The 26,971-nt window shown below is 67.0% G+C and carries 24 protein-coding genes and 1 pseudogene; 6 read left to right on the forward strand and 19 right to left on the reverse strand.

Annotated elements, in window-relative coordinates:
* Positions 1-175: 175 nt before the first annotated feature.
* Positions 176-1,303, reverse strand: a complete 1,128-nt coding sequence (locus tag Talka_RS10235; protein WP_143891227.1) for an NAD(P)/FAD-dependent oxidoreductase — start codon at positions 1,301-1,303, stop codon at positions 176-178.
* Between the two features lie 5 nt (positions 1,304-1,308).
* Positions 1,309-2,277, reverse strand: coding sequence for a LysR family transcriptional regulator (locus tag Talka_RS10240; protein WP_143891228.1), 969 nt, complete (start codon positions 2,275-2,277; stop codon positions 1,309-1,311).
* An 82-nt stretch (positions 2,278-2,359) separates the two neighbouring features.
* On the opposite strand from Talka_RS10240, the gene Talka_RS10245 reads away from it, so the two are divergent.
* From Talka_RS10245 to dnaE, 3 genes are read left to right on the forward strand one after another with little or no spacing between them, the layout of a single operon-like run.
* Complete coding sequence (locus Talka_RS10245; protein ID WP_143891229.1) at positions 2,360-2,644, forward strand: pirin family protein; 285 nt, start codon at positions 2,360-2,362, stop codon at positions 2,642-2,644.
* A 52-nt stretch (positions 2,645-2,696) separates the two neighbouring features.
* Positions 2,697-3,251, forward strand: coding sequence for a flavodoxin family protein (locus Talka_RS10250; RefSeq protein WP_143891230.1), 555 nt, complete (start codon positions 2,697-2,699; stop codon positions 3,249-3,251).
* Positions 3,252-3,305: 54 nt separating this feature from the next.
* Positions 3,306-6,866: a DNA polymerase III subunit alpha gene (dnaE, locus tag Talka_RS10255; protein WP_143891231.1), complete on the forward strand. Its 3,561-nt coding sequence runs from the start codon at positions 3,306-3,308 to the stop codon at positions 6,864-6,866.
* Between the two features lie 111 nt (positions 6,867-6,977).
* Here the strand turns inward: dnaE and Talka_RS10260 are convergent, their stop codons facing one another.
* The 17 genes and pseudogenes from Talka_RS10260 to Talka_RS10340 all read right to left on the reverse strand — a co-directional run bounded on the left by Talka_RS10260 (position 6,978) and on the right by Talka_RS10340 (position 23,016).
* A complete protein-coding gene (locus tag Talka_RS10260) occupies positions 6,978-8,702 on the reverse strand; it encodes an ATP-binding protein (protein ID WP_221933882.1) in 1,725 nt (574 codons plus the stop codon).
* 21 nt (positions 8,703-8,723) lie between these two features.
* Positions 8,724-9,953, reverse strand: a complete 1,230-nt coding sequence (locus tag Talka_RS10265) for a DNA double-strand break repair nuclease NurA (RefSeq protein WP_221933883.1) — start codon at positions 9,951-9,953, stop codon at positions 8,724-8,726.
* The gene (locus Talka_RS10270; RefSeq protein WP_221933884.1) at positions 9,869-11,002 is read right to left on the reverse strand and encodes a Druantia anti-phage system protein DruA; all 1,134 of its coding nucleotides are present in this window, start codon (positions 11,000-11,002) and stop codon (positions 9,869-9,871) included. Before Talka_RS10270 ends, Talka_RS10265 begins: the two co-directional genes overlap by 85 nt.
* Positions 11,003-11,038: 36 nt before the next feature.
* Positions 11,039-11,923, reverse strand: coding sequence for a cell envelope integrity protein TolA (tolA, locus tag Talka_RS10275; protein WP_143891233.1), 885 nt, complete (start codon positions 11,921-11,923; stop codon positions 11,039-11,041).
* An 18-nt stretch (positions 11,924-11,941) separates the two neighbouring features.
* A complete protein-coding gene (locus Talka_RS10280) occupies positions 11,942-12,388 on the reverse strand; it encodes an ExbD/TolR family protein (RefSeq protein ID WP_143891234.1) in 447 nt (148 codons plus the stop codon).
* A 30-nt stretch (positions 12,389-12,418) separates the two neighbouring features.
* A complete protein-coding gene (tolQ, locus tag Talka_RS10285; RefSeq protein WP_143891235.1) occupies positions 12,419-13,096 on the reverse strand; it encodes a protein TolQ in 678 nt (225 codons plus the stop codon).
* A complete protein-coding gene (ybgC, locus tag Talka_RS10290) occupies positions 13,093-13,512 on the reverse strand; it encodes a tol-pal system-associated acyl-CoA thioesterase (protein ID WP_143891295.1) in 420 nt (139 codons plus the stop codon). The genes tolQ and ybgC overlap by 4 nt, the downstream gene beginning before the upstream one ends.
* 28 nt (positions 13,513-13,540) lie before the next feature.
* Positions 13,541-14,020, reverse strand: a pseudogene (gene nusB, locus Talka_RS10295) (transcription antitermination factor NusB); the annotation flags it as partial.
* 36 nt (positions 14,021-14,056) lie between these two features.
* On the reverse strand, positions 14,057-14,527 hold the full coding sequence (gene ribH / locus Talka_RS10300; protein ID WP_143891237.1) for a 6,7-dimethyl-8-ribityllumazine synthase: 471 nt from the start codon (positions 14,525-14,527) through the stop codon (positions 14,057-14,059).
* Complete coding sequence (ribBA, locus tag Talka_RS10305) at positions 14,524-15,648, reverse strand: bifunctional 3,4-dihydroxy-2-butanone-4-phosphate synthase/GTP cyclohydrolase II (protein WP_143891238.1); 1,125 nt, start codon at positions 15,646-15,648, stop codon at positions 14,524-14,526. The genes ribH and ribBA overlap by 4 nt, the downstream gene beginning before the upstream one ends.
* Positions 15,649-15,778: 130 nt before the next feature.
* Entirely contained in the window at positions 15,779-16,423 is a 645-nt protein-coding gene (locus tag Talka_RS10310) for a riboflavin synthase (RefSeq protein WP_143891239.1), read from the reverse strand.
* Positions 16,424-16,429: 6 nt separating this feature from the next.
* Positions 16,430-16,870 (reverse strand): type IV pilin protein, encoded by a 441-nt coding sequence (locus Talka_RS10315; RefSeq protein WP_143891240.1) that lies wholly within the window; start codon positions 16,868-16,870, stop codon positions 16,430-16,432.
* Between the two features lie 38 nt (positions 16,871-16,908).
* Positions 16,909-20,379 carry a pilus assembly protein gene (locus tag Talka_RS10320; RefSeq protein ID WP_143891241.1) on the reverse strand — a complete coding sequence of 1,157 codons (3,471 nt, stop codon included), beginning with the start codon at positions 20,377-20,379 and terminating at the stop codon, positions 16,909-16,911.
* A 23-nt stretch (positions 20,380-20,402) separates the two neighbouring features.
* On the reverse strand, positions 20,403-20,897 hold the full coding sequence (locus tag Talka_RS10325) for a pilus assembly PilX family protein (protein ID WP_143891242.1): 495 nt from the start codon (positions 20,895-20,897) through the stop codon (positions 20,403-20,405).
* Positions 20,894-21,913: a PilW family protein gene (locus tag Talka_RS10330; RefSeq protein ID WP_143891243.1), complete on the reverse strand. Its 1,020-nt coding sequence runs from the start codon at positions 21,911-21,913 to the stop codon at positions 20,894-20,896. The genes Talka_RS10325 and Talka_RS10330 overlap by 4 nt, the downstream gene beginning before the upstream one ends.
* Before the next feature lie 18 nt (positions 21,914-21,931).
* Positions 21,932-22,462, reverse strand: coding sequence for a type IV pilus modification protein PilV (pilV, locus tag Talka_RS10335; protein ID WP_143891244.1), 531 nt, complete (start codon positions 22,460-22,462; stop codon positions 21,932-21,934).
* On the reverse strand, positions 22,441-23,016 hold the full coding sequence (locus tag Talka_RS10340) for a GspH/FimT family pseudopilin (protein ID WP_185970133.1): 576 nt from the start codon (positions 23,014-23,016) through the stop codon (positions 22,441-22,443). Before Talka_RS10340 ends, pilV begins: the two co-directional genes overlap by 22 nt.
* 91 nt (positions 23,017-23,107) lie before the next feature.
* On the opposite strand from Talka_RS10340, the gene Talka_RS10345 reads away from it, so the two are divergent.
* The 3 genes from Talka_RS10345 to Talka_RS10355 all read left to right on the forward strand — a co-directional run bounded on the left by Talka_RS10345 (position 23,108) and on the right by Talka_RS10355 (position 26,967).
* Complete coding sequence (locus Talka_RS10345; RefSeq protein WP_185970134.1) at positions 23,108-23,650, forward strand: GspH/FimT family protein; 543 nt, start codon at positions 23,108-23,110, stop codon at positions 23,648-23,650.
* Positions 23,651-23,699: 49 nt separating this feature from the next.
* Positions 23,700-24,347: a uracil phosphoribosyltransferase gene (upp, locus tag Talka_RS10350; RefSeq protein ID WP_246100657.1), complete on the forward strand. Its 648-nt coding sequence runs from the start codon at positions 23,700-23,702 to the stop codon at positions 24,345-24,347.
* An 88-nt stretch (positions 24,348-24,435) separates the two neighbouring features.
* The gene (locus Talka_RS10355) at positions 24,436-26,967 is read left to right on the forward strand and encodes an ABC transporter permease (RefSeq protein ID WP_185970135.1); all 2,532 of its coding nucleotides are present in this window, start codon (positions 24,436-24,438) and stop codon (positions 26,965-26,967) included.
* Positions 26,968-26,971: the final 4 nt, after the last annotated feature.

Genomic DNA, 26,971 nt, shown 5'->3' on the forward strand with positions numbered 1-26,971 from the left:
GGGCAGACGCGCCCGGCGTGGAAGGTGCTGCGGGTGCTGGGCAACCTGCTGCAGCTGAGCGGCTTCGACTTCGAATCGTCGGCGCAGGTGCTGGCTGCGGCGCTGCCGCTGAAGGAGTGTGCGCATGATCGACGCCATCTACCAAGGGGGCTTGGGTCTGAGTCAAGCGGCGCGGTCAGCGCGCGGCGGCCACCGCCAGCGCCAACTCCAGCCCGGAGAGGAAGGCGTGCTCGACGCGGTGGCCCAGGCACCAGTCGCCGCACACGCCCAGCCCCGCCGAGGCATCCCACAGGAACGGCTCGCCGAGCGAGCGCTGCGTCTGCGCGTAGCGCCAGCGGTGCGCCACCGCCAGCGCCGGCTCGGCGCGGATGCCGGTGACCTCGGCCAGCGCGCGCCGCAGCTGGTCGGCCACGCGCGCGGCGTCGTCCTCCAGATGCTCGGCCGACCACGCCGGGCTGGCCTGTGCGACCCAGCGCTCGGGGCCGCCGCGCTGCGGCTTGGAGGGCTCGCGCGCCACCCACGCCAGCCGAGGGTGCAGGCAGCGCGCCGCGTCCCACGCCGGCCCGAGCGGCCCTGCGCGGTGCGGCCAGGCCGCCATCAGCGTCCAGCACGGCGCCACTGCGACTTCCTCGCGCAGGCGCGCCTGCCAGTCGGCGGCGAGGGCGCTTGCCGTCAGCAGCGCCAGCGCCTGCGGGTGCGGCAGCGCCAGCAGCACGGCGTCGAACGGGCCGGCCGGGGCAGGGGTGGTGCCGTCGCCGTCGGCCAGTTGCAGGCGCCAGCCGTCGCGCTCGCGGCGCAGCGCCTGCACCGGCGCGTTCCAGTGTGCGCGCGCGCCGGGGTGGTCGGCCAGCCACTGCGCCACCCACGCCTTCGGCAGCGCGTTCATGCCCGGCACCGGCACCCAGCGCGTCTCGCCGTCCGGCGGCAGCGCGCCGGTCAGGCGTCCGTCGGCGCTCAGCACGCGCACGAAGGTGGCGCGCCACGGCGCCACCGGCGCCTGGGTGGCCTGCAGCGCGCGCTCGAAGCGGGCGTCGCGCACGGTGAAGAACTGCGCCCCGTGGTCGAAGCGGCCGGCCTCGGTGTGGCGCGTGGCCATGCGCCCGCCGGGGCCGCGGCTCTTGTCCAGCAGCGTCACCTCCAGCCCCGCGCGCGCCAGCGTGCGCGCGGCTGTCAGGCCGGCCATGCCGGCGCCGACCACCGCCACGCGCGCCGCGCGCGCGGCAGCGGAGGGGGCCTCGGCGGGGCGTGGGCGGCGGCGTTGCGGGCGCGGCAGATGGCTGGGCGGGGAGGTCGAGCGCGGCATGGGCGTCAATCTACCAGACCGTCCGGCGCGTCCGCGCGGCGCCGCAGCAGCGCGGCGCGCGTGCGTTCGTCGCCGAGCTGCTGCAGCCACCACGTCAGCGCCCGCCCCATGCCCGCCGCACGCTGGCGCCAGGCGTAGCCGACGCGGCTGAGGCGCGGCGGCAGCGTCGTGGCGCACGCCACCAGCCGCCCGGCATCCAGGTGCGGCTGCACCAGCGGCTGCGGCAGCCAGCCGCAGCCGAGCCCGCGCAGCTGCGCCGCCAGCTTCATCTCCATCGTCGGCACGGTCAGCACGTCCTGCCCCGGCAGGATGCCGACGCTCAAGCCCCCGCCGGCGCCGCTGTCGGCCACCGCGACGATGCGGTGCGCGCGGATCTGCGCCGGCGTCAGCGGCTGCGGCGCGCGCGCCAGCGGGTGCCGTGGCGCGACGACGAACACGAACGCGACGTCGCCCAGCGTCGCGGTGGCCACATCCCCGCGGCCGGCCAGCTCCAGCTGCACGCCCAGCGCCAGGTCGGCGCGGCCGGCCTGCAGCGCCTGCAGCGTGCCCGACAGCGTCTCGCTGCGCAGCCGCAGCCGCGTCGGTGCGCCCAGGGCGTCGAAGCGCTCGCACAGATCCAGAAGCGTGCGCGGGCAGATGACGGCGTCGGCGGCCAGCGTCAGCTCGGCTTCCCAGCCGGTGGCGATGCGCCGCACGCGCTGCGCCAGCGCCTGCCATTCCTGCAGCAGCTCCGCGCCGCCGCGCAGCAGCTCCTCGCACGCCGGGGTCGGGCGCGCGCGGCCGCCGCGGCGGTCGAACAGCAGCACGTCCAGCGCCTCCTCCAGCCGGCGCAGGCGGTAGCTCAGGGCGCTCGGCACGAGGTCGAGCTCGCGCGCGGCGGCGCTCAGGCTCCCTTGGCGTGCGATGGCGGACAGCCACGCCAGCTGCGCCGGGCCGAGCGCGGCGTCCGGGGTCGGGTCGGGCGGGGTGGTCATCGGGTCAGTCTTCAAGATTTTTGCACGCTGGCGCCGCTTCGGATTGCAACAAAAACGTGGCCTTGGCGTCTAAAGTGCGGGCATGGTCACCCTGACCCGACACCCGCCGATGATCACCGTCCGACCCGCGCACGAACGCGGCTACGCCGATGCGACGCTGCTGCCGGTGCGGCTGGACAGCGCCCAGTGGGCTGAGCGCACGCTGGCGCCGGGCCGGCTGGCCTGTGCGCACGTGGCGCGTGGCCGCTTCACGGTCAACGACGTGGCGCTCGGCCCCGGCGACGCCGCGCTGGTGCACGACGGGTCGCGCCTAGCGCTGGCCGACGGCTTTGATGCCGAGGCGCTCGCGTTCGACCTGGCGCCGTGACGCGCCGTCCTTTCCGTCTCGTCCCTCAACCCACCCCTCGAGGAGTCATCCCATGCCCGACATCGTCGTTGTTTATCACTCCGGCTACGGTCACACCCAGCGCATGGCGCAGGCGGTCGCCGAAGGCGCCGGCGCGCAGCTGCTGGCCATCGATGCCGACGGCAACCTGCCCGAAGGCGGCTGGGAGCGGCTCGACGCCGCCGACGCCATCGTCATGGGCAGCCCGACCTACATGGGCGGCGTCAGCTGGCAGTTCAAGAAGTTCGCCGACGCCTCCAGCAAGCGCTGGTTCGCGCAGGCGTGGAAGGACAAGCTGTTCGCCGGCTTCACCAACAGCGCGACGATGAACGGCGACAAGCTCTCCACGCTGCACTACCTGTTCACGCTGGCGATGCAGCACGGCGGCGTGTGGGTCGGCACCGGCATGATGCCGTCCAACACCAAGGCCGCGCAGCGCAACGACGTCAACTACGTCGGCTCCTCCGCCGGCGCGATGGCCAGCACCCCGGCGGACGCCAGCCCCGCCGAGATGCTGCCGGGCGACCTGGAGACCGCGCGCCGCTTCGGCCAGCGCATCGCCGAGGTGGCCGCGCGCTGGGCGCGCTGACTGCGGCCTTGCCGGGGCGGCCCGCGCGCAGGGGCCCGCCTACAATGCGGGCGCATGTTCGTCCACCTGCGCCTGCACAGCGAGTTCTCGATCGTTGATGGCACCACTCGGGTTGATGAGGCTGTGGCCCGCGCGGCAGCCGACGGCCAGCCGGCGCTGGCGCTGACCGATTTGGCCAACCTGTTTGGCGCGATCAAGTTTTACAAGGCTGCGCGCGCCGCTGGCGTCAAGCCGATTCTGGGTGCGGAAGTCTGGCTGGCCGGTCTGCCGGGGGCCGACGGCGCAGCAGCGCCGGGCGGCGCGCTGCCGCGCGTGCTGCTGCTGGTGCAGAGCCACCGCGGCTATCTGAACCTGTGCGAGCTGCTCACGCGCGCCTGGACGCGCGGCGTGGTGCGCGAGCAGGCGCGCGTGCAGTGGCCATGGTTGCAAGAGCTGCAGGAGGGCCTGATCCTGCTGTGCGGGGCGGCGGCGGGGCCGGTCGGCCAGGCGCTGCTGGCTGGCGACGAGGCACGCGCCGAGGCGCTGGCGCGCCTGCTGGCGCAGACCTTCCCGCGCCGCTTCTACCTCGAGCTGCAACGCGCCGGCCGAGTGGACGACGAGCGCCACGTGCAGGCGGCGGTGCCGCTGGCGGCGCGGCTCGGCCTGCCGGTGGTGGCCACGCACCCGATCCAGTTCCTGGCGCCGCAGGACTTCGACGCCCACGAGGCGCGCGTCTGCATCGCCGAAGGCGAGATCCTGGCCAACCCGCGCCGCGTGCGCCGCTTCACCCGTGAGCAGTACTTCAAGTCCGCCGCCGAGATGCAGGCGCTGTTTGCGGACGTGCCGGCGGCGCTGGCCAACGCGGTGGCCGTCGCGCAGCGCTGCAACCTGACGCTGACGCTGGGCAAGCCGCGCCTGCCGGATTTCCCGATCCCGCCGGTGGACGGCCGCCAGCTCGACACCGAGGCGTACTTCCGCCACGTCGCGCGCCAGGGGCTGGAGGAGCGCCTGGCGCAGCTCTACCCGGACGAGGCCGAACGCGACCGCCAGCGCCCGCGCTACCTGCAGCGGCTGGACTTCGAGCTCGACACCATCGTCAAGATGGGCTTTCCGGGCTACTTCCTGATCGTGTCGGACTTCATTCAGTGGGCCAAGACGCACGGCTGCCCGGTCGGGCCGGGGCGCGGCTCCGGCGCCGGGTCGCTGGTGGCGTATGCGCTCAAGATCACCGACCTCGACCCGCTGCGCTACAACCTGCTGTTCGAGCGCTTTCTCAACCCCGAGCGGGTGTCGATGCCGGACTTCGACATCGACTTCTGCCAGGAAAACCGCGACCGCGTCATCGAATACGTCAAGGGCAAATATGGGCGCGACGCGGTCAGCCAGATCGCCACCTTCGGCACCATGGCCGCGCGCGCCGCGATCCGCGACGTCGGCCGCGTGCTGGACTTCGCCTACGGCTTCTGCGACGGCATCTCCAAGCTGGTGCCGAACAAGCCGGGCTTGAGCGTCACGCTGCGCTATCCGCCGAACCCCAAACCCGAAGGCGACAAAAACCACTACGCGCTGGAGATGGAGCCGCTGCTCGCGGAGCGCGTGCAGAAGGAGGAAGAGGTGCGCCAGCTGATCGAGCTGGCGCAAAAGCTCGAGGGCCTGACGCGCAACGTCGGCATGCACGCTGGCGGCGTGCTGATCGCGCCCGGGAGGCTCACCGACTTCTGTCCGCTCTACCAGCAGCCCGGCAGCGACGCCGCCGTGAGTCAATACGACAAGGACGACGTCGAGGCGGTGGGCCTAGTCAAGTTCGACTTCCTGGGCCTGGCGACGCTGACGATCCTGGAGCTGGCCAAGGAGTTCATCGTCGCGCGCCACCCGGACCAGCGCGACTTCGCGTTCGAGCGCATCCCGCTGGACGACCCCGCCACCTTCGAGCTGTTCCAGCAGGGCCGCACCGAGGCGGTGTTCCAGTTCGAATCGCGCGGCATGCAGGCGATGCTGCGCGACGCGCGGCCCACGCGGTTGGAGGATCTGATCGCGCTCAATGCGCTCTACCGCCCGGGGCCGATGGATCTGATTCCCAGCTTCATCGCGCGCAAGCACGGGCGCGAGCCGGTGGAGTACCCGCACCCGCTGGTGGAGCCGGTGCTGGCCGAGACCTACGGCATCATGGTCTATCAGGAGCAGGTGATGCAGGTGGCGCAGGTGCTGGGCGGCTACACGCTCGGCGGCGCCGACCTGCTGCGCCGCGCCATGGGCAAGAAAAAGCCCGAGGAGATGGCCAAGCACCGCGCGATCTTCCGCGAGGGCGCGGCCAAAAACGGCATCGACCAGGCCAAGGCCGACGAGATTTTCGACCTGATGGAGAAGTTCGCCGGCTACGGCTTCAACAAGTCGCATGCGGCGGCCTACTCGCTGCTGGCCTACCACACGGCGTGGCTGAAGGTCCACTACACGGCCGAGTTCTTCTGCGCCAACATGACGATCGAGATCGACGACACCGACAAGCTCAAGGTGCTCGTCGACGACGCGCGCACGTTCGGCATCGCCTTCGAGCCGCCGGACGTCAACACCGGCACCTGGCGCTTCGAGCCGGTGGACGACCGCCGCATCCGCTACGGGCTCGGCGCGGTCAAGGGCACCGGCCAGCAGGCCATCGAGGCCATCGTCGCCGCCCGCGCCGGGCGCGGCGCCGGGGTGCGTGCCGCCAAGGCCGGGCCGTTCGAGAGCCTCTACGACTTCTGCGCCCGCGTCGACCGCGGCAAGGTCAACAAGCGCACCGTCGAGGCGCTCATCAAGGCCGGTGCGTTCGACGCCCTCGAGCCGAACCGCGCCGCGCTGCTGGCCTCGCTCGACCAGGCGTTCGAGTGGGCCGCCACGCAGGAGGCGCACGCCGCGCAGGCCGGGCTCTTCGACCTGCTCGGCGAGGCCAGCCCCGACGCCAGCGGGGCGGAGCCGCCGCTGGTGGCCGCCGAGCCGTGGAGCGTGCGCGAGCGCCTGGCGCACGAGAAGGCGGCGCTGGGCTTTTACCTCTCCGGCCACCTGTTCGACGCCGCCGAGGCCGAGGTGCGCCGCTTCGCCAAGGTGCGGCTGGCGGACGTGCAGGACAGCCGTGACCCGTTCATCGTCGCCGGCATCGTCGGCGAGCTGCGCATCGTCAACGGCCAGCGCGGCAAGGTTGCCATCTTCACGCTCGACGACAAGACGGCGGTGCTGGAAGCCAGCGCCGACGAGGCGCTGATCCAGGCGCACCGCGCGCTGCTGAAGGACGACGAGCTCGTCATCGCGCAGGTGACGGCACAGCCGGATCGCTTCTCCGGCGGCCTGCGGCTGCGCGTGCAGCAGCTGTGGGACCTGCCGGCGGCGCGCTGCCGCTTCGGCCAGCACCTGCGCGTCGTGCACGCGGGCGAGGCCGTGCCGGACATCGCCGCCATCGTGCAGGCCCATCCTCCGCGGCGCGTGGTGGCCGAGGAGGGCGAGTTCACTCGGGGGCTTGCGGTGCGCATCTGGCGCTGGTTACCCACCACGCGCGTCGAGCTGGAGCTCGACGACCGCGCGCGCTTCTACCCGACCGATGAAGCGCTCGCGGCCTGGCGCGCGCTGGCGCACGAAGGGCGGGTCGAAGTGGTTTACGCCTGACCCCCGCCAAGGGCTGACGACACGGTCGGCTCGGTTTCGCCCCTTTCTACGGCCTGAGTCGTTGGAGCCAATGAACCCAAGGAAGGCGCCGCAGATCGTTTCAGTCTCGCGTTACATCAACCCGTTGGCGGCGAGAAAATCCTCTTTTCGATTGAAGGCGTTGAGAAACAATGGCGTGCCCGAGAATGATAACGGGCTGACCGGGCCGACGGTCATGAAGCTGTATTGTCGGCTGCTGATGTCAAATGCAGAATGCGGGTCACGAAACAACTGATAAAGATCCAAGGAGGGGCCTGAGGATCCGACCAATTGTCGCAGCGCTTGAAATTCCTGCCCAAGACCAAGGCCAAAGCCGAAAAAGAAAATACGAAACTGTTGCAGGATTTCTGAATGGAGGCTGGATAGCGTTTGACTGATGAAAAGCCACCCTAATCCATACTTTCGGGTGGTGCGAACCGCGTCAATAAGCGCCGAACGGACTTGATGCGCCGCCTCGTCTTCGCGCGGCAATTCACGCGGGGCCAGGCGGTGCGCCTCATCGATCACGACCAAAGTGTTGAGATACTGATCGTTTTTATAAAAATTTTCAGCAATCTGGGTGAGGCCTTCGAGAAGTCGTTTGATCACCAGGGACTGAATTCGGTCATTCCATAGAAGGCCTGAGCCTTGTTCTTTGGAAAGATCAATGACCAAGACGGAACGCTGATGATTCTCTGGCGACAGCAGCCACTGTAAAGCGCGTTCGACGCTGCGGGCCTGGGGGCGATCCTCGCGAAACAGCTCGGCTGCCGGACTCCAGTATTCGCGGTAAAACTCTTCGATATTGGATTCGGCAATTGCATCTTGAAAGCGGTTCCGACTGGCTTCGCTGCGATAGAAAACCTTTTGAATTTTTTCGTCCTGAAGTAAGTTCCAGGCTTGATCAAACGATGCTCTTTTATGTAAATCTGTAAGCTTAATCTTGGCTTTTTGCAGCTTCTCGGACAAAATCGAGCAGGCGGCCTCGCGGTTTTCTCCTTTGGGCATCGTGAGGCGTTCAAAAAACTTGGACTCATAGAGAATTTTTTCAAACAGCTCCCAGCGATCCAATACAAGGTTGCGCACGGTTAACACCACGGGCTTCTTGCCCAACTTTCTCATGACGTCGCCCAGCGGCAGTGCGAAGGCGCCGCTGCCAGCGCCGGGCTTCATGTCGCGCGCAAATTCGCCTTGCGGATCGATGACCAGCAACGCCATTTGAGGATAGCGGGCGTAAGCGGTAAGGATCATTTTGGCCAGAACGGATTTGCCTGATCCGGTTTTGCCAAAAATGCCGATATGGTAGGCTTCGCCTGCCCCGTCTGGGCCGCGGCCGAAGTGCTTGAACCAGAGCGGTAGTTTGGGGGTCGATCCATACACATGGCCAAGGTAAAAGATTTGGTCTTGATAAGGCTGCAGCAGCTCTTGGAGCACCTCGTCGGTCACCACATGGATGGTGGTCCCGGTGGACGGCACCGTGCCGAGAATGCTGGGTTCATAATGTTTGACCCCTGCTTTGAAGACGGCCGATAGCACCATTTGGCCGAGGTGGGTGTCCTGGCGCTCGCTGACCGCTTCGACGCGTCCTCGCTGTCGAACCAAGCTGCGCATGGTGGGGTCTTCATGCCAGATGTTGCGCAATTGAACTTCCGTGATTTGTCCAAGCGCAAAATGCGGCGCGCCATCTTGAAGAAACTGAAAAATCGCCAGCTCGCCAACCAGTTTGCGGCCCACAGCGCAGCCCAGCACATCCATGGCCAGATGGGTGGTAGAGGATGGCGAGCCCACTACACCGAGACGTTCGGTTTGGGCCAGCATGGTTTCAAGCGTAAGGGGCATTTACTTTCTCCCTGAATCGGAACGATAGCCGTGCATAGCGAAAAAAACTTCCTCGACGTCGCCTTCAAACCGCTCGGCGATGTGGTGTGTGGCCACCTGTCGAAACGCGGGCAGCGCTTTGGCCAGTGCTTTAACCATGCGGTCGGCCAAAAAATTAGGGTAGGGCTCCAGCATCGCGGGGGTGGCGCATTGCATATCGAGCCCTTGCACGACTATGGCCATTCGCTCACGCGAGCGAGCCACGCTTTCGGCCACTTCGATGCGCAGGGCGGGCAGCCAAGTTTGGGGCTTGTAATAAAACACGTGTACCCGGTTGAGGGCTGCCGTCACGTCCTGCGCCAACCGGTCGATCGCGCCGCGCAAAGGCTGCGGCAGGGCTGCTGTGCTGAAGTGCCATGGCTGCTCCGGCGCTTGGAGCGGTAGCGGACGCGTGAGCTCGCCGGGGTGCAACACGGCGCTGAGCAAGCCGCGGTCGTCTTGCTGATCGGGCCAGCCAAGGAGTTGACCGATTTCGCGGCGCGTTGAATACTTAGGCATGGCAACGATTTGCTTGTCGTTGCGCGTCAGCGTCAGCAGTTCACGGTAAGCGTGAAGATATTGCTCGGCTCCTGCCAAAAAGGTTTGCCCGGTGTGGAGCTGCGGCGCGCGTGGAGCGGCGTTGAGCGCCTGATTGAAGTAAATGATGGGCAGCGTCAACGTGCCGTCCAGCAGCACCAAATCATGGGGAGCGCATCGGGCCAGTTGCAGCTCTTGCCCCAGCATCATGGCGCGCAGGATGGTGGCGGTGGCTTCGTGGTGCGGTTCGGCTTGAACGTAAACGTGATGATGCGGCTGGGCCCAATACCGGGTTTCGCTGGGGGGTGTCAGCCCCTCCACCGCCACGGCAGCGGCGGCCACCAGGTCGGTGGTCAGCAACCGCTCGATCGCATACGAGCCGTCGGTGGCGCAAACGGTCGGAAACGGCGCAGGGCCAAGTTCAGATCGGTGCCATAACAGCTTGGCTTCACAGAGTTGACGGCGCAACTCGGTGCGCTGTTCCTTGGCACGTGAAAAGGAACCCAGCAAGCCTTGGGCCACGTGTGTGGTGCGATTCAGCACCTCCTCGACCAGAGCCGCGGGCAATCCGACGAAAGGACTGGATGGGTTTACGGAGCTGGGTTCCACAGCCGCCAACTTTCGCGCACAAAACTTCGGTATCGAGGATCGCGTTGCGCTCGCGGTAGCGCCCAACGCTGCTTCCAATACGCAGCCAGCGTGGCAAAGGGGCGGTCGTAATGCTGAAGCTGTTGTTCCTCCCCACGCAAAAAGGCTTGGGTGTTGGATGCAAGCGGCACGACAAACACCTCGCGGGCAATGCCATGATAAATGAGATCGCGCGGCAGACCTAGCAACCCCAAAGCTTTGAGCACGACTTCGCGCCGGTTGCGAAAGCCCGTTCCCCAGTGAATGTGCTTGGCTGTGGCGGCGCTTTCTTCGGCCACCAGCTGCAGCAGATCGTGGTAGGCGCCGTTGATAAAAGGAAAATCGCCTGAGCCGCGGGTGTAACCCGCCGAATGAAAAAGCCGCTGGCCTTGAAAAGTCAGCCGGTTGTAAATTGACGACCGCCCCAGCGCCGAGGTGGTGGTGATCAGCGCCAGCGGCCCGGTTTGACGGTTGGCGATCAGCGTGATGCGCTGGGCGTAGCGGCGCTCAAACGCGTGACGCACTTCGTTGCTGGCGGCTGCCAGCGCCGCCAATTTGCCGCCGAGCAAATGGGTGTAGGGCGGCACGGCGCCCAGCACGAAAGCGTCCATGACGTTGCCCAGACGTGCGCGGCGCTGCGGCGTTGTCCATCCGATCCAGGCGTCGCGGCTGCCCAGCGCAAAGACGGGATCGGCCAAACCCAAAATGCCCATCAGCCGGTCGTGCCCGTCGTCCCAGATCAAAAAGCGCAGGCGCCTTCCGTACCCCGCCGAAACCGGAATGCTCCAGTGCAGCCGGGCGTAACGAAAGAGTTGTTCGTGCGACGTCTGGGGCTGGACTTCGATGAGGCGCGGCGCGATGCGGGCAGGGTCGATCTCGGCGCCGTTGGCAATGTGCGCCAGCAGTTGCGGCTCGTGACGCTCCAAAGCCTTGCGGGCGCGCTCGATTTGGTGCTGGCACGCCAGCTGGTGAAAGGCGCGCAGTTGCGCTTTGTTGCGCACCGAGCCGCTCCATCGCAGCCGCCCGTCCTGCAACGAAAAACCTTGTTCATGCAACTGGGCAAGCACCCGCTGGCGCAAGGCGTGGCGATCGATCATGAAGTTGTTCGGGATGCAGAGCGTGGGTGCAGACCCCTATTCCTGGGGTCGAAACCCCAAAATCAACGTGCTGGGCACGCGGCCGTTCTCGTCGCGCGGCAGGCGGCCGGTGCGCTCGATCGCGCGCAGCACGGCGTCGTCCCAGGCCCGGTGGCCGCTGCTGCGCAGCAGGCGGCTGCTTAGAATCGTGCCGTCCGGCAGTGTGCGCACCTCCACCTCCGCGCGCGGGTTGCCAGGCACGCTGTCGGTGAAGATGATGTTGGGCCGGATCGCGGCCACCACCCGCCCGGCGTAGCTGGCCGACGGACCCGCATCGTGCGCGTCGGCGCCGCGCGCCTGCGTGCCGCCACTGGCGGCGGCCTGACCGAGGATGCGCTCCAGGTTGCGTCGGCGCTCGGCCTCCAGTTGCGCTTGCAGCTCGCGCTCGCGCTGTTGCGCTTCGCGGGCGGCTTTTTCGCGCGCGGCCTGTTCCCGGGCGGCATGCTCGCGCGCCTGGCGCTCGCGCTCAGCTTGCAGCCGGGCTTGGCGCTCCTGCTCGGCCTTTTGGCGCTCGGCGCGTTCCTGCGCCAGCCGACGCGCTTCTTCTTCGCGGCGACGCTGCTCCTCGCGCTGGCGCTGCACAGCAATGTCAGCAGGCCGTGCTTGCGTTGCTGCGGGCGGGGGTGGGGCGAGGCGCGGCGACGTCGGCGGGATGGGCGCAGGTGGATCCGGCGGCGGCTCCGCGGCGCGCGGCGCAGCCACCTTCGGCACGCTGGCCCACAGCTCGGCGCTGGCCACCACCGGCACGTCGTGCTGCCACCCGATGCCCCAGGCCAGCGCAGCGATCAGCAGGGCGTGCGCGCCCAACGCCAGCAGCCAGGCGCGCGCGTCCCAGCGCGGCGGCGGGGGGGTGAAGTCCTGCTCGTCGGCGGTGGCGTGCATGGCTGGCCCCTCGCAGCGCTAGCGGGCGCTGTCTTGCCGCACCGCCAGCCCCACGCGGGCGATGCCGGCGCGTTGCAACGCATCCATCGCCTGCATCACGTGCTCGTAGGTGGCGCGTCGGTCGGCGCTGATCACCACCGGCACCGCAGGCGCGCCGTCGGCGGGAGGGCCTAGCAAAGCGCGCACGCGCGCGGGCAGCTCGCGCAGGCTGACCGGCTCGCCCTCGCCGCCTTGGGCGCTGTCGCGCACGCGCAGGGCGCCATCGCGCGCCACGCTAACGTGCACGAAGCGCTCCGGCTGGCGCGCCGCCGTCCCGACGCTGGGCAGCTCCACTTGCCCCGGCACGATCAGCGGGGCGGTGACCATGAAGATGATCAGCAACACCAACATGACGTCGATGAACGGCACCATGTTGATCTCGGTGATCGCGCGGCGTCCGTTTCCTCTGGGGGCGATGGCAGGCATCGGCGCGACTCCTTCGTCGGCGGGCGGGCCTCAGTGGCCGCCAGCGTGGCGATGCAGGATGTTGGAGAATTCTTCGATAAAGGTCTCCAGCCGGTTGGCCAGGCGGTCGATGTCGTGCGCAAAGCGGTTGTAAGCCACCACCGCCGGGATGGCGGCGAACAGCCCGATGGCGGTGGCCACCAGGGCCTCGGCAATCGCTGGGGCGACGGTGGCCAACGTCACCTGCGCCATGCCGCCTAGGCCGGTGAACGCGTGCATGATGCCCCACACGGTGCCGAACAGGCCGACGTAGGGCGACACCGAGCCCACCGAGCCGAGGAACGACAGGTTGACCTCCAGCGCGTCGAGCTCGCGCTGGTAGGCGGCGCGCATCGCGCGGCGGGCGCCATCCAGCAGCGCATCGGGTTGGTGGATGCGCCGCTCGCGCAACTTGACAAATTCGCGCATGCCGCTGGCAAAAATGCGCTCCATCGGGCTGCCTTCGCGAGCGCGGTGCAGCGCGGCGTGATACAGATCCTGCAGGTTGCCGCCCGACCAAAATTCGCGCTCAAAGTCGTCGGTGAGCCGCCGCACGCGCTTGAGCGCAAACAGCTTGCGAAAGATCGCCGCCCAGCTCATGACCGAGACGCTCACCAGCAGCAACACCACCGCCTGCACCACCCAGGAGGCGTTGAGCATCAGCTCGATGATCGAAAAATCGTGCGTCATCGGCGTTGCGTCGGCGAAGCGGATTCGATCGGGGTCAGGGCGTGCATGACGGCAGGCGGGATGCGCGCCGGGCGCAGCTCGGCGCCTTGCACCCAGCCGAGGCGCACATGACCTTCGCACAGCGGCGTCAAGCCTTGCGGATCCCGGCGGTGCGCAGTTTGTTCCAGTTCCAACGTGGCGCGGCCCAGTGTGGCGATGCGCGTTTGCACTTCCAGCTCATCGTCCAGTCGCGCCGGGCAGAGGTAGCGCACCTGCGCCTGGCTGACGACGAACATGCCGCCGGTGGCCTCGCGCAACGCGTGCTGCTGCAAACCAAGCTGGCGTAGCCACTCGGTGCGGGCGCGCTCGAAGAACTTCAGGTAGTTGGCGTAATAGACGATGCCGCCGGCGTCGGTGTCTTCCCAGTAGATGCGCATCCTCCAGCGATGCAACGCGGCGGCAACCTCAGGGGCGGCGGGCGGGGTCACGCAACACCTCCTCGCCGCGCACCAGCGGCGCCAAGCGATTGAGCACGCCATTGACGAACTTGTGGCCATCGGTGCCACCGAAAACTTTGGCCAGCTCGACGCTTTCGTTGATGACGACGCGCCACGGCACGTCCGGGCAGTGCAGGAACTCGTAGGCGCCGATCCACAGCGCCGCGTGCTCCACCGGGGAGAGCTCCGCCACTGGCCGGTCCAGCAGCGGTGCCAGACGCTCGTCCAGCTGCGGGCCTTCGGCGATGCAGCCGTGCAGCAGGGCGTCGTAATGGGCGCTGTCGGCCTTGTGAAAGCCGGTCAGGCCGCGCGTGAAGGCGTCGATGTCGGCGGGGTCGCCGCGGCCGACGAGATGCTGGTACAGGCCCTGCAGCGCGAACTCACGCGCGCGCGTGCGGGCCGACTTGTCCGATGATTTGGCCATGGCCCGTATTGTCCCAGAGACCCCAGCTGCGCCGGCGGCCGCGGCGCGCCGGCGGGCGTTTCAGTCCAGCGGGTGGCGACGCAGCAGGTGCGCCATCTCCACCGCCACGCGCGCGGCGTCGCGCGCCTTTTCCTCTTGCCGCGCCACGGCCTGCGAGAGGTTTTCCACCGTCAGGATGGCGTTGGCGATCGGGATGTGGTGGTCCAGCGCCACGCGCGTGATGCCGGCGGCGGACTCGTTGCACACCAGCTCGAAGTGGTACGTCTCGCCGCGGATGACGCAGCCCAGCGCGATCAGCGCATCGAAGCGCTCGGTGGCCGCCAGCGCCTGCAGCGCCAGCGGCACCTCCAGCGCGCCAGGCACCTGCTCCAGCACCACGTCGCCGTCGGCCACGCCGAGTGAGGCCAGCTCCGCGCGACAGGCGGCGGCCAGCGCGTCGGTGATGCCCTGGTTGAAGCGCGCCTGCACGATGCCGATACGCAGCCCGCGGCCGTCCAGCGCCGCACCTTCGCCCTTGTGGGCTCCCATCATGTCGGGGTTCCCTCCGTCGTCGGGGGTTGTTCGAAGCCGACCACCTCCAGCCCGTAACCGGCCATGCTCGGCATGCGCCGCGGCGTGCCCAGCAGCCGCATGCGCTGCACGCCGCAGTCGCGCAGGATCTGCGCGCCCACGCCGTAGGTGCGCAGATCCATGCGCCCGCGCTCCAGCGCCGCCGAGGCGCGCGCCGTACCCTGAAACTGCGCCAGCAGCTGCTCGGCGCTTTCGCCGGCGTTGAGCAGCACCGCCACGCCGCGGCCGGCCTGCTGCAGGTGGCGCAGGCTCGCCTCCAGGCTCCAGCTGTGCAGCCGGCGGCCCACCTCCAGCGCGTCCAGCACCGACAGCGGCTCGTGCACGCGCACCGGGATCGGCTCCTCGGGGCGCCACGCGCCCACCACCAGCGCCAGGTGCACGCCGCCGTCGACGCGGTCGCGGTAGGCGTGCGCGGTGAACGGGCCGAACGCCGTCAGCAGCGGGCGGCTGGCCACGCGCTGCACCAGGCTTTCGGTGCGGCTGCGGTGCTGGATCAGGTCGGCGATGGTGCCGATCTTGAGCCCGTGCCGCGCCGCGAAGCGCTGCAGGTCCGGCAGGCGCGCCATCGTGCCGTCGTCGTTCATGATCTCGCAGATCACCGCCGCCGGCGTGCAGCCAGCCATCGCCGCCAGGTCACAGCCGGCTTCGGTGTGGCCGGCGCGCATCAGCACGCCGCCGTCCACCGCCTGCAGCGGGAACACGTGCCCGGGCTGCACCAGGTCTTCCGGCTTGGCATCGGGCGCCACCGCCACGCGGATGGTGTGCGCGCGGTCGGCGGCGGAAATCCCGGTTGTCACCCCCTCGGCGGCTTCGATCGAGACGGTGAACGCCGTGCCCATGCGCGTGCCGTTGCGGGGCACCATCGGCGGCAGCCGCAGCTGCTCGCAGCGCTGGCGCGTCAGCGTCAGGCAGATCAGCCCGCGGCCATACTTGGCCATGAAGTTGATCGCCTCCGGCGTCACGTGGTCGGCGGCCAGCACCAAGTCGCCCTCGTTTTCGCGGTCTTCCTCATCGACGAGGATGACCATGCGGCCGGCACGCAGCTCGGCGACGATCTCCTCCACGCTGGCGACCGGGGCCATGGCGTCTTCAGCAGCCGTGGGAGGAACAGACGGGGATGTGCAGTCGGTCATGATCGATCGAACAGGCGCGTCGGCTCCGGCGCCACAGGGCAAGCGCCCGGGACAACCCCTCCAGACGGACGGAGGCCGTTCAAGCCCTCAGCGGCTGCGGCGCGCCCATGCCAAGCGAGAGCATGCGCTCGACATAGCGCGCAATCATATCGACTTCCAGGTTGACCGGATCGCCCGGCGCCAAGCGTCCGAGCGTCGTATGGGCCATCGTATGAGGGATCAGGTTGATGGTGGCCACGCAGCCGTCGTGGAGGTCTTCGACCCGGTTGACGGTCAGACTCACGCCGTTGACGGTGAGGGATCCTTTGTAGGCCAGGTAGCGCGCCAGCGCTGGCGGCGCCAGCACTTCCAAGCGCCATGATTCGCCCGCCGGCTGCAGCGAGCGCACGGTGCCGATGCCATCGACGTGCCCGCTGACCAAGTGTCCGCCGAGCCGGTCGGTGGCGCGCAGCGCCTGCTCCAGGTTGACCGGGCCGGGCCGGTTTAGCCCGGCAGTGCGCGCCAGCGACTCGGCCGACACGTCCACTGTGAAGCGCCCGCCGGCGACGTCCAGCGTCGTCACGGTCATGCACGCGCCCTGAATCGCGATGCTGTCACCCGGCTGCACGCCGGCGAGCCAATCCGGCGCCGCCCGCACGGTCAGCCGCACGCCGTGGCCGGGGCCGGCGCCAATAGGTTCCACGCGCTCGATGTGGCCGATGTGGGTGATGAGGCCGGTGAACATGAGGGGCTATTGACGCCAGCAGTCGGTAACCGTGACGCCTGGTTGAGCGTTTCGAATGTTTCGTTGACCCATGTGATTCAGCGTCAGGTCACCGCAGCGATCTTGAGCTTGCGGTCCAGGCGATTTTCGAACGGCAACCAGGGTGTAAGTGCTCGCGGTGGGTTGGTCAGTATCAAAGCGGAAATCATAGAACTGGCCGCTTTCACTGCTGTTGGTGCAAGCTGGCGTTGCAGCTGAATTGGCATACGTGAGTGTGGCGGTCCGATGCCGCTCCATGAGCTGCGCCCACTCCATCAGGCACGCCTGAGCCGCCGCTCGCCGCGTGCTGCGGACGTGCTCCTGATAATTGGGATAGGCGATCGCGGCCAGGATGCCGATGATCGCCACCACGATCATCAGTTCCACTAGGGTAAAGCCACGATTGTTCGATGCGCGGCCAGGCAGCATGGGGCGTTTCTCCAGACGGCGTGAAGGGTTTATTGATTTTATTGATTGAGCACTTCGCGCCAAGCGCTGCGGCAATTGTAGGAGCGAACCAGCAGGTTGGGGCCGTTGGCTTGCACGCCCACGTCCAGTTGCTCGCAGCGGGCAATTCGGCTGATCGTCGGCGGAGCTAAGTCGGAACCGCTGCTGATGGCGCCGCTGCCAGGCTCTTGTTGCCCTCCGGTGGCGAACACGGGGTTGCTGCCCAGGGCAGCTTCGATGGTTTGATAGCCGCCGATGTAGGCGCTCTGTCCGCCGCCGAGGTTGATCTTGTCGTCGTCGAAATTGCGGCTGCGGTTGAAATCCACAAACCCGAACGTCAGCCTGCCGCCACCAAAAGGATCAAGATAGTTGACGTAGCCCGACAACGCCGGCTCGCACGGATCCTCTTTCGGGATCAGCGACGACGCTTTCAGCACCATGCGCACGGAGTTTTCAAGCTCGGGCTGCAGGATGAAGCGTTCCCCCGGCTTGGTCGTAAAGTCGATCACCCAGCCTTGTTTAACAAGGGCGCCGCTGCTGTTGAAATAATCGCTGTAAGAGCTGTCGTTGAAGTAGCGAACGGGCTTGCCATCCACGAGGGTTTCGTTGGGCGCGCCGCGCGCAAGCAATGCGGCTCGGTTGGGAATGTTGCTGTTGGCATCGATGAGCCCATAAATCGATTGCGTTTGGGTATCGCTGCGATCTTCCGAGCGGAAATACGAGCCCGTGGCCACAAAAACCATGCGACGACCTTGCAGCCCTGCGCCCGTGTAGGCAGGGGCCACAGCCCAAGCGGGTGCGGCAGTGATCGGCTGCGGCTGATTGGACGGATCGCGTGCCGTAAACAGCGGCTGGTTGCCGGCGATCGCGTTGCCCCATGCCGTGGGCAGGTTGCTGCGCAAATCAAATTTCCAAAGGTTGCCTTTGAGGTCACCGGCATACACATAATCAACCACGCCGTCGCCATCTTCGTCAACCGGCGATGGCGGGCCCATGCCGTTGTCGCCGCCGACACCGGTGTCGATTTTGCGCAACGTCGCACCCGTTTGCGCATCGATGATGAACAGCACGGCTTTGCCGTTGGGGCTGTTGTAGCCGTTGCCGGTGATGATTACCGCGGTCCCATTTTTAAGTCGCGCCACCGCAAACGGGCCCAGCACGTGGCCCATGTCGTTGTCGCTGGGATCCAGCGCTTCCCAAGCCACATGGCTGGCGTTAAACCCGCGCGGGTTGCTGACGTCCAGCGCGAAGAAGCCGCGCGCGCCCCGGCCTGCCGCTGCGATCAGCATGGTTTTATCTTTGATCTCGTTGTAAGTCGTCAGGCGCAGATGGCCATCGACATAATAACGATGGCTGTAATTGGGATTGGTCAAATCGCGCAGCGCTGGCCAAAACGCGCGCGGCACGTAAGCGAAAAGCTCTTGACCGGTGCTGCCGTCAAAGGCGTGCAGCATGCCGCCGTTGCCGCCGACATAGACGACGTCTTTGGCGGCGTGATAGACCGGTTCGGAATGGATAAAGTCCGCCAGTGGATGATCGCCGCGGTTGCGCAGGGTGCCGCCGTTGGCGACTTCTTTGGAGCGATCGCCGCGGATGTAGTTAAGAATATCTTCTGAGCCCACGACCGTGCGTTCCGTCGGCAGAAGGCTGCCCCACAAGAACGGGATACCTGTGCCCGCCGAGTTGCGTGTAAAAATTTTACGTTGAGATGGTGCCGGCAGCTGTTGCGAGGCTTTCCATTGGGGCAGCGTTTGGACGCCGGAGGCCGTCACTTTGTAGGCGACCAGATCGCCCGACCAGTTGGACGAGTCAAACCGGCTTTGGTAGACCAAGGTGTTGCCAGTAATGCGCCGCGCGTTGGCCGCAAGGCCAGTGCCGGAGGCGTTGCGGTTGGAGATTTCAGTGAGGGCTTCGCGGAAGGCGCGTTCCAGCTCATCGGGGTTTTGCGCGTTGACGAAAAGACCGCGCGCGTTGACGGCGGCATGCAGCAAATCGTCGAGTCGTTCGGGATAGGCCGCGCCGCCGGAGTTGTCGGACGTTTTAGGGTCAGGCCAGTTGATCGTCTCGCCCGTTTGGATGGCGCGAAACGCCGCTTCCGGGGAGACTTGCGCGCCGCTCAACCCCAAGCTGATGGTCATGGTGACCATGTGTTGCCAGAACGCCGGGTTTTTGGCGTCTGTTGGCACATTGTTGGTTAAATCCGGACGAAGGTCGTTTTTCCAGTAATACATGGCCACATCGGCCAAGGTGTTGGCGCGACCGTCGCGAAACGGACTGCGTGCGGTGTAAGTGAAGCTGCGTCCGCCAGGGCCGGTGTGGGTGGGGCCATTGGCGCTGTCGTTGTCGGCGCGGGCTGCAGCAGTATCCGCTTCCCCTTGGTTCCAGTAACCGTCGGTCATCAAGATGGTGTAAGCGCGGCGGCAACTGATGTCCGTGCCGCCAGTGACGCCCGGCGTGGTGCTCCAAGGCCCGCGGCTATCGGTGCGGGAATAATATTGCCCTACCGCATCCAAGGCGCGGCGCAATGGCGTGGCTGCCGCAGGAATGTTCCATCCATACAAAAGGTCGAAGAAGTTACGCCGATCGTCTCCGGTGAACGGGCGAACGCCTTGAATCTGGGTGTGGCTGTAGTTGACGCCATCCACGTTACGAGCAGGCGCGTTGATGGTGGCAAAACCAACCCGCAGGTTGGGACCTTGCGCCGCAAACACCCGGCCGGTGCCAGCGCGGGTGGCGAAAATCCGCGAGCGGTAGTAGCTATACCAGTTGGCGAAATTTTGAATTTCTTGCTGATAAGTGCAGACGCCGTTGACGCAATCGGTGCGGCGCTCACGGCCGTCGCCAGTGTAGGAGGGGGTGGTGGGTCGAATTTCGACCGCGGTGTAAGAGGTGTGTGACCATTTATCGCCGCCATTGTAGCGGTAATAGACTGCCGGCCAATAAGTCAGTGAACTGGCTGTCGAGCATGATGTGGTGTTGGTGGCCGGGTTGCTCATTCGGCACGAGACCCACGTGGCGCTTTCGGTGAGCTGCTGGGTGAGGTTGCGGCAGCCAGCGTCGTTGCGAGCCGGATTGTTAGGCGCGCAAGCGGGGTTGGCGTTGGGCCACGATGAGCCGTCATGTCGAACCCACGGTTTATAGGTGATCGACGGGTCGTAATAGTTGGTGTTGAAAGCGGGGCTGCGGACGATCGCGCCGTAAGGGTTGTTGGCGTTGACCGCGAAAGATGGGATACGGTTGGCGTAAACGGCGCCGCCGTAGGTGTTGTCGTTGCGCGGATAGAGGTAATAAGTCTGCTGCCTAATTTCCTCTTCGGGCATGATTTCAAATTGCATCGAGCCCGAATCGTCCAGCAGCAGCATCACGTTCGGATCGACCGAGCTGACCAATTGCAAGGGCACATTCGGGATGTTGAGCGCTGCCCAAGCGTGGTGATGCAACAAAAATGAACCGAGCGTGACCGCAGACCAGCGACGCCATGAAATTTTCATAAGGCCTGCACTCCCTTCGAAAGTCACCGTTGTTCGAGTAACAAAATGGATTCCAGCTTGACAGCCGTTTCGCCGGTATCTGGCTGCGCCAGCACTGTGACGATAAAACTGTCACAGCGGCGTTGATTGGAGCTGGCCGGACCACAGGGTGTTGACGCCGCGGTGGCTCGCCCCGCGCAGTAACGCAACGTAAATCCGGCGGGCTGAGCGGAATCGTTGATAGAGGTTTCGGGCTCGCATGCTTCGATAACGTTATTCGCATCTATGGAGTTGGCGTTATTCCAAACCCACTGTTCAGCCCAACGCAACGCCCATTCGGCGGCTTGAAACGTGCGCTGACGATCGGCCGAGGAGCCCGCCAACTTTTCCTGAATAATGGCTGTTTGCACCGTGGCCGCGCCGATCAGCGTCAGCATCAGCAGGATGATCAACGCTACGATCAAGGCGGCCCCCCGTTGCGGCTGGGGCGCCAAGCCGAGGCGCATCTTGACGCGGGGCAATGAGACGAGTGAGCTCATAGCGGGTTGCGGACAGCAATCATCGGTTGACTGGTGAGCTTGACGGCTGGGGGCGCCGCGGTTGTGCTCGGAGCTTCCCTGGCGCCAGAGACCGGTTTCAAGATATCCAGCGCGTCAAAGCGAACCGCAGTGAGGTTGGTGTTGTCATTGGGAGGACATAAAACCAAGTCGCCATTTTGATGGCACCAGCGGCTAAGCTTGATCGCTTCAACACCCGAAACATATTCCTGGGCTGACTGCCCTGCCACCACGCTGTAGAGCGAGCACTTGCCTTTACCATCACTGCAGTTTGTGGTTCCCAGATTTTCCGGGGTTGTTCCGAGGAACCACAAGCGTTCCTCAAGTTTGGCAATGCGGACACGATCGATTTGGCTGTTAAGATTGCCGAGGTCAGCCACTGTTAAGGTGCCACTGCCCACTGCCGTCACAGTGGTTTGTACGGTATTCCAAAAATTACAAACGACCACCGAATCGCCAACCTTGGGGAGATTAAGCTTGGCGAGATTGTAGGGGGTGGCGCTAAGATCAAGGGTTAAAACATTGCCGGAGCGTGTTGCGGATACGATCGAGTCGGTGCGGGCGTAGCGCACGACGATAGCATCGGTATCCTTCACCCTGCGAATTGCCGCACTGCCGTTGGTGTCGTAGGCTTCAAACGGAGTGGGTAGAGAAGGTGCGGGGAAGTTGCTGTCGGGGCGAGCCAGAACTTCCAGTGGCGTTTGCCACACCCGTTGCAGCAACGTGCCGTTGACCAGTTGAGCGTTACCGGCGCCGCCGCACGGAAGATAGCGCGCTTCCCGGATGTCGCGCGCGAGCAATTCGTAAGCCACACGCAGGCTTTCTTGCTGTTCGGCCAAACGCGTCGTGACTTGAGAGGTTTGACGCTGAGCCAGAAAATAACCCACCAGCCCGAGCAAAATCAGCGAGCTGATCGTCAGCGCAACGGCAAGCTCCGGCAACGAGAAGCCACGCTGACGCCGGGGCAGGAAGGATTGGGGCAACATCAGGCTGGCCATCGTGATGAACCCTTACGATCAAAAGACGGCTTGGGCTACGTAACGAAAGTTGCGTAGATCGTCTGCGTCGGACGTGCCGCGCTTGCCGCTGCCGCGCTCGTCGTTCCAGAATATGCTGATGGTGCAGGTGCGGCCCGTGCAGTTGATTTGCGCGCAGGTGGTGGGATCGTTTTTATCGCCGATGGTTTCTTTGACGCTTTTGATCCATTGCCGCAAGATGGTATTGAGGTTGGCGGCGTCTTGCAGCGAGCAGATTTTGGCGGTGTTGAATCCCTGCAAGATGGCGGTCGCATCGCGCGCGGCGTCCACGTCGATTGTGGCGCGCATCGTTTCGAACATCGAATACGCCAGCACGCTGGCCTGGGTGCGCTGAGCGCTGCTTTGCGCGTTGCGCAGCGTTTGCGCTTGCAACGCGGCCATGCCGACCACGCCGACCGCCACCACCAGCACCGCGACCATGACTTCAATCAACGTGGCGCCGCGCTGACTTGCGGGCCAGCCCGAACGGTTGGTGCCGCAGCGAGTTGTTACGGTTGTTTTTGGGGACATGGGTTGTCTAATTGAATGATAGTATTTTGCACATCAATACCACAGCTTCGATCCCCGGCCTTTACGATCAGAACCTTAGCCGAGCTTGGCTCGGGCCTCGGCAGGGAATTGGCTAAAAACTGCACGCAACGTTCGTTGGCGATGCCGTCTGGGGAGGCTTGGGTTCGTTGTGAATTGATTTCAACGGTCAAAGACGATGACCACGTGCCTTGGCGCAGCGCAGTGAACTGCAATGGATTGAGCGGACTGGAAGGCGTTTTGATTTCCCACTTGCCAGCGCTGGATCCGTTCGGCGGCGTTACGCAAAAATAGACCGACTGATTGCGGCGAATGGCCTCGAATTTGGCGTAGGCCAACGCTGACCGCATGCCTTCGGCGGTCGTTTGGATGCGGTGGTGGGTGATGAAGTCGCGCAGGTTGGGCGCGGCCAGGGTGGCCAAGATGGCCAAGATGGCCACCACCACCAGGGCTTCGATCAGCGTTACCCCCGTGTGCGCAGCGCACAACCGTGCCGCGCGCGGTGGCTGTCCAGCATTTTGCATACGCAACTTCATGGATCCCATCGTAGCCGAAGGCGCGTTCGGTGGTGGGTTTAGACTCGATGAACGCGCGCATCGAAGCGACGAACGACACAGGGAGGGGCCGATGGGCATGTGCGGCCGTTCGCACGGTTTGAGTTGGGTGTCGGTGCTGGTGGCGTTGGCGTTGTGGGCGCTGCTGGCGGCGTGGGCGTGGCCGGCCTGGCAGGCTTGGCTGGCCCGACAGCGGCTGGAGCGTGTGGCCACCATCTTGCAGACCGATCTGGCGCTGGCGCGCTCTGCGGCGCTGCTGCGTCACCGAGCGGTGACCCTTTGCCCGAGCGTCGATCGGCAACGCTGCACGCCAACCACCGATTGGTCATCGGGTTGGCTGATTTTCGTCGATGGCAACCGGGATGGTCGCCGGCAGGAGGACGAAGCGATTTTGCGCGTGCAAAACGAGGCTGCGCGGCCGCACCGGTTGCGCTTTGTTGCGACGGATGGCCGCTACGTGCTTTACCTTCCCAACGGGCGCGCTTATCTGGCCAGCGGTGCGTTTCAAGCTGGGGCTTGGCTGATCTGCGTCCATGGGCATCCTGATGGCGAGCGGCTGGTGCTCAACGCCGTGGGGCGGGTGCGGCGCGAGTGGGCGCCCAACGCATGCGTCTAAGGTCGCCTGCCGCGCCGGCGACGAAGAGGGTGTGGGATACTTTCACCCCATGAGCCAGCCCTGCAGCCTGCGACGCGTCCATTTGATCGACCACCCGCTGGTGCAGCACAAGCTGACGCTGATGCGTCGCAAGGACACCAGCACCAAGACCTTTCGGCAGTTGATCCGCGAGCTCAGCGCCTTGTTGGCCTATGAGGTCACGCGCGACATGCCGACGCACGAGGTCGAGGTGGAAACGCCGCTGGAGACGACCACCGGCCGCATGATCGACGGCAAGAAGACGGTGCTGGCCTCGATCCTGCGCGCCGGCAACGGCTTCCTGGACGGCATGCTGGAGGTGCTGCCCAGCGCCCGCGTCGGCCACATCGGCCTGTACCGCGACCCCGCCACGCTCAAGCCGGTGGAGTATTACTTCAAAATGCCGTCCGGCATGGAGGAGCGCGACGTCATCGTGCTCGACCCGATGCTGGCCACCGGCAACTCGGCGGTGGCGGCGGTGGATCTGCTCAAGCGCCTGACGCCGCGCTCCATCCGCTTCGTCTGTCTGGTGGCGTGCCCGGAAGGCATCGCCAACTTCCACGCCCACCACCCGGACGTGCCGATCTACACCCCGGCGGTGGACCGCGGCCTGAACGACCACGGCTACATCGTGCCGGGGCTGGGCGACGCCGGCGACCGCATCTTCGGAACCAAATGACGGCGTGGCGGATCGGGCCAGCGTGATGAGCTCAGTCCGCAACCTTGCCCACAGTCCTTCGACTCAGCCGATTGTCGACGATCGCAGCGTGATCCGCGCCGCGCCGTCGGCGTGGGCGCTGGGCTGGCGCGCGCTGGTGCGCGACGCGCGCGCCGGCGAGCTGACGGTGCTGCTGCTGGCCATCGCGCTGGCGGTGGCGGCGCTGTCGGCGGTGGGCTTCTTCGCCGACCGCCTGCAGGGCGGGCTGCAGCGCGACGCGCGCCAGCTGCTCGGCGGCGACCTCGTGCTGCGCAGCGACCACGCGCTGCCGCCCGACTACGCCCAGCAGGCGCGCGCGCTGGGGCTGGCGCTGACGCAGCACCTGACCTTCCCGACGATGGCGCGCGCCGACGCCGCGCAGGGCGGGGAGGTGCGGCTGGTGTCGCTGAAGGCGGTGCAGGATGGCTACCCGCTGCGCGGCGAGCTGCGCACCGCCACCGACCCGGCTGACCTGGACGGCGCGCCGGCGGGTGGCGTGCCGCCGCCGGGTGAGGCGTGGGCCGACGCGGCGCTGCTGGAGGCGCTGGGCCTGCGGTTGGGCGACCGGCTGTGGCTCGGCGAGCAGGCGTTCGTGCTGACGCGGCTGGTGGCGTTCGAGCCGGACCGCGGCGCGGGCTTCCTGACGTTGGCGCCGCGCGTGTTAATCCACCTGGACGCGCTGCAGGCCACGGGGCTGGTGCAGCCGGCCAGCCGCATCCAGTACCGGCTGGCGGTGGCCGGCGACGACGAGGCGGTGCGGCGCTTCCAGACCTGGGCGCAGCGGCGGCTGGAGGCCAGCGGCGAGCGCGGCGCCGGCCTCGAGAGCCTGGAGTCGGGCCGGCCCGAGTTGCAGCAGACGCTGCAGCGCGCCGGGCAGTTCCTGCGCCTGGTGGCGTTGCTGGCGGCGCTGCTGGCGGCGGTGGCCGTGGCCGTGGCCTCGCGCCAGTACGCGCTGCGGCACCTGGACGACTGCGCGCTGCTGCGGGTGCTGGGGTTGGCGCAGCGCACGATGGCGCGCGCCTACGGGGTGGCGTTCGGGCTGGCGGGGCTGGCGGCAGCCCTGGCCGGGTTGCTGATCGGCTGGGCGGTGCACTTCGTGTTCGCGTGGTGGCTCGGCGATCTGCTGCAGGTGCAGCTGCCGGCGCCGGGCTGGACGCCGGTGGCGCTGGGGTTGGGTGTGGGGTTGGCGCTGATGACCACCTTCGGCCTGCCGCCGGTGCTGCAGCTGGCGCGCGTGCCGCCGCTGCGCGTGATCCGGCGCGACGTCGGCGCGCCGCGCGCGGCCACCGTGCTGGTGGTGGCGGGGGGTGCCGTGGGCCTGGCGGCGCTGCTGGTGCTGGCGAGCGACGACTGGCGGCTCGGCGGCATCGCCGTGGCGGGGTTCGCGCTGGCGGTCGGACTGTTCGCCGGGGTGGCGTGGCTCGCGCTGCGGCTGCTGCGGCGCGCGCTGCGCCGCGGCGGGCCGGCGTGGTGGACGCTGGCGACGCGCCAGCTGGCCGCGCGTCCGGGGTTCGCGGTCGTGCAGGTGGCCAGCCTGGGCGTCGGGCTGATGGCGCTGCTGCTGCTGGTGCTGCTGCGCACCGACCTGATCGACAGCTGGCGCGCCGCCACGCCGCCGGATGCGCCGAACCGCTTCGTCATCAACATCCAGCCGGATCAGGCCGAGGCGTTCCGCGCGCATCTGGCGCAGGCGGGCGTGCAGCGCTACGACTGGTACCCGATGGTGCGCGGCCGGCTGGTCGAGGTCAACGGCCGGCCCGTGCGCCCCGAGGACTACGCGGCGGCGCGCGCGCAGCGGCTGGTGGAGCGCGAGTTCAACCTGTCCTACAGCGCCGAGCGGCCCGCGCACAACCCGATTGCCGCGGGCCGCTGGCAGCCCGACGAGGCCGGCGCGGCCAGCGTCGAGACGGGACTGGCGGAGGAGCTGGGCCTGAAGCTCGGCGACGAGCTGGCGTTCGACATCGCCGGCGCCGTGCACCACACGCGCATCACCAGCCTGCGCCGCGTGGACTGGGCCTCCATGCACGTCAACTTCTTCGTGCTGTTTCCGGTGGCGGCGATGCCGCCGCAGGTGCCCTACACCTACATCGCGGCGTTTCGCGCGCCGGCGCAGCCGGGCTTCGACCGTGCGCTGCTGGCGCGCTTTCCCAACGTGACGAGCGTCGACACCAGCGCCGCGATCGCGCAGGTGCAGCGGGTGCTGGGGCAGGTGATCGGCGCGGTGGAGTTCCTGTTCCTGTTCACGCTGGCCGCCGGCGTGGTGGTGCTGCTGGCCACCGTCGGCGCCTCGCGCGCGCAGCGCGAACGCGAGGTGGCGGTGCTGCGGGCGCTGGGCGCGCGCGCGGCGCTGCTGCGGCGCATGCAGCGGGTGGAGCTGGCCGGCGTCGGTGCGCTGGCCGGGGCGCTGGCCGCCGCGGTGGCGCTCATCGTCGGCGCGGTGCTGGCGCAGCAGGTGTTTGGCTTCGCGTGGCAGCCGGCGTGGTGGCTGCCGGTGGTCGGCGTGGCCGGCGGGGCGGGGCTGGCGCTGCTGGCCGGCTGGTGGACGCTGCGCGGCGTGCTGCGTGCGCCGGTGGTGCGCACGCTGCGGCAGGCGGCCGAGTAGCGCC

It is taken from the genome of Tepidimonas alkaliphilus, assembly GCF_007556595.1.
Taxonomy (GTDB): domain Bacteria; phylum Pseudomonadota; class Gammaproteobacteria; order Burkholderiales; family Burkholderiaceae_C; genus Tepidimonas; species Tepidimonas alkaliphila.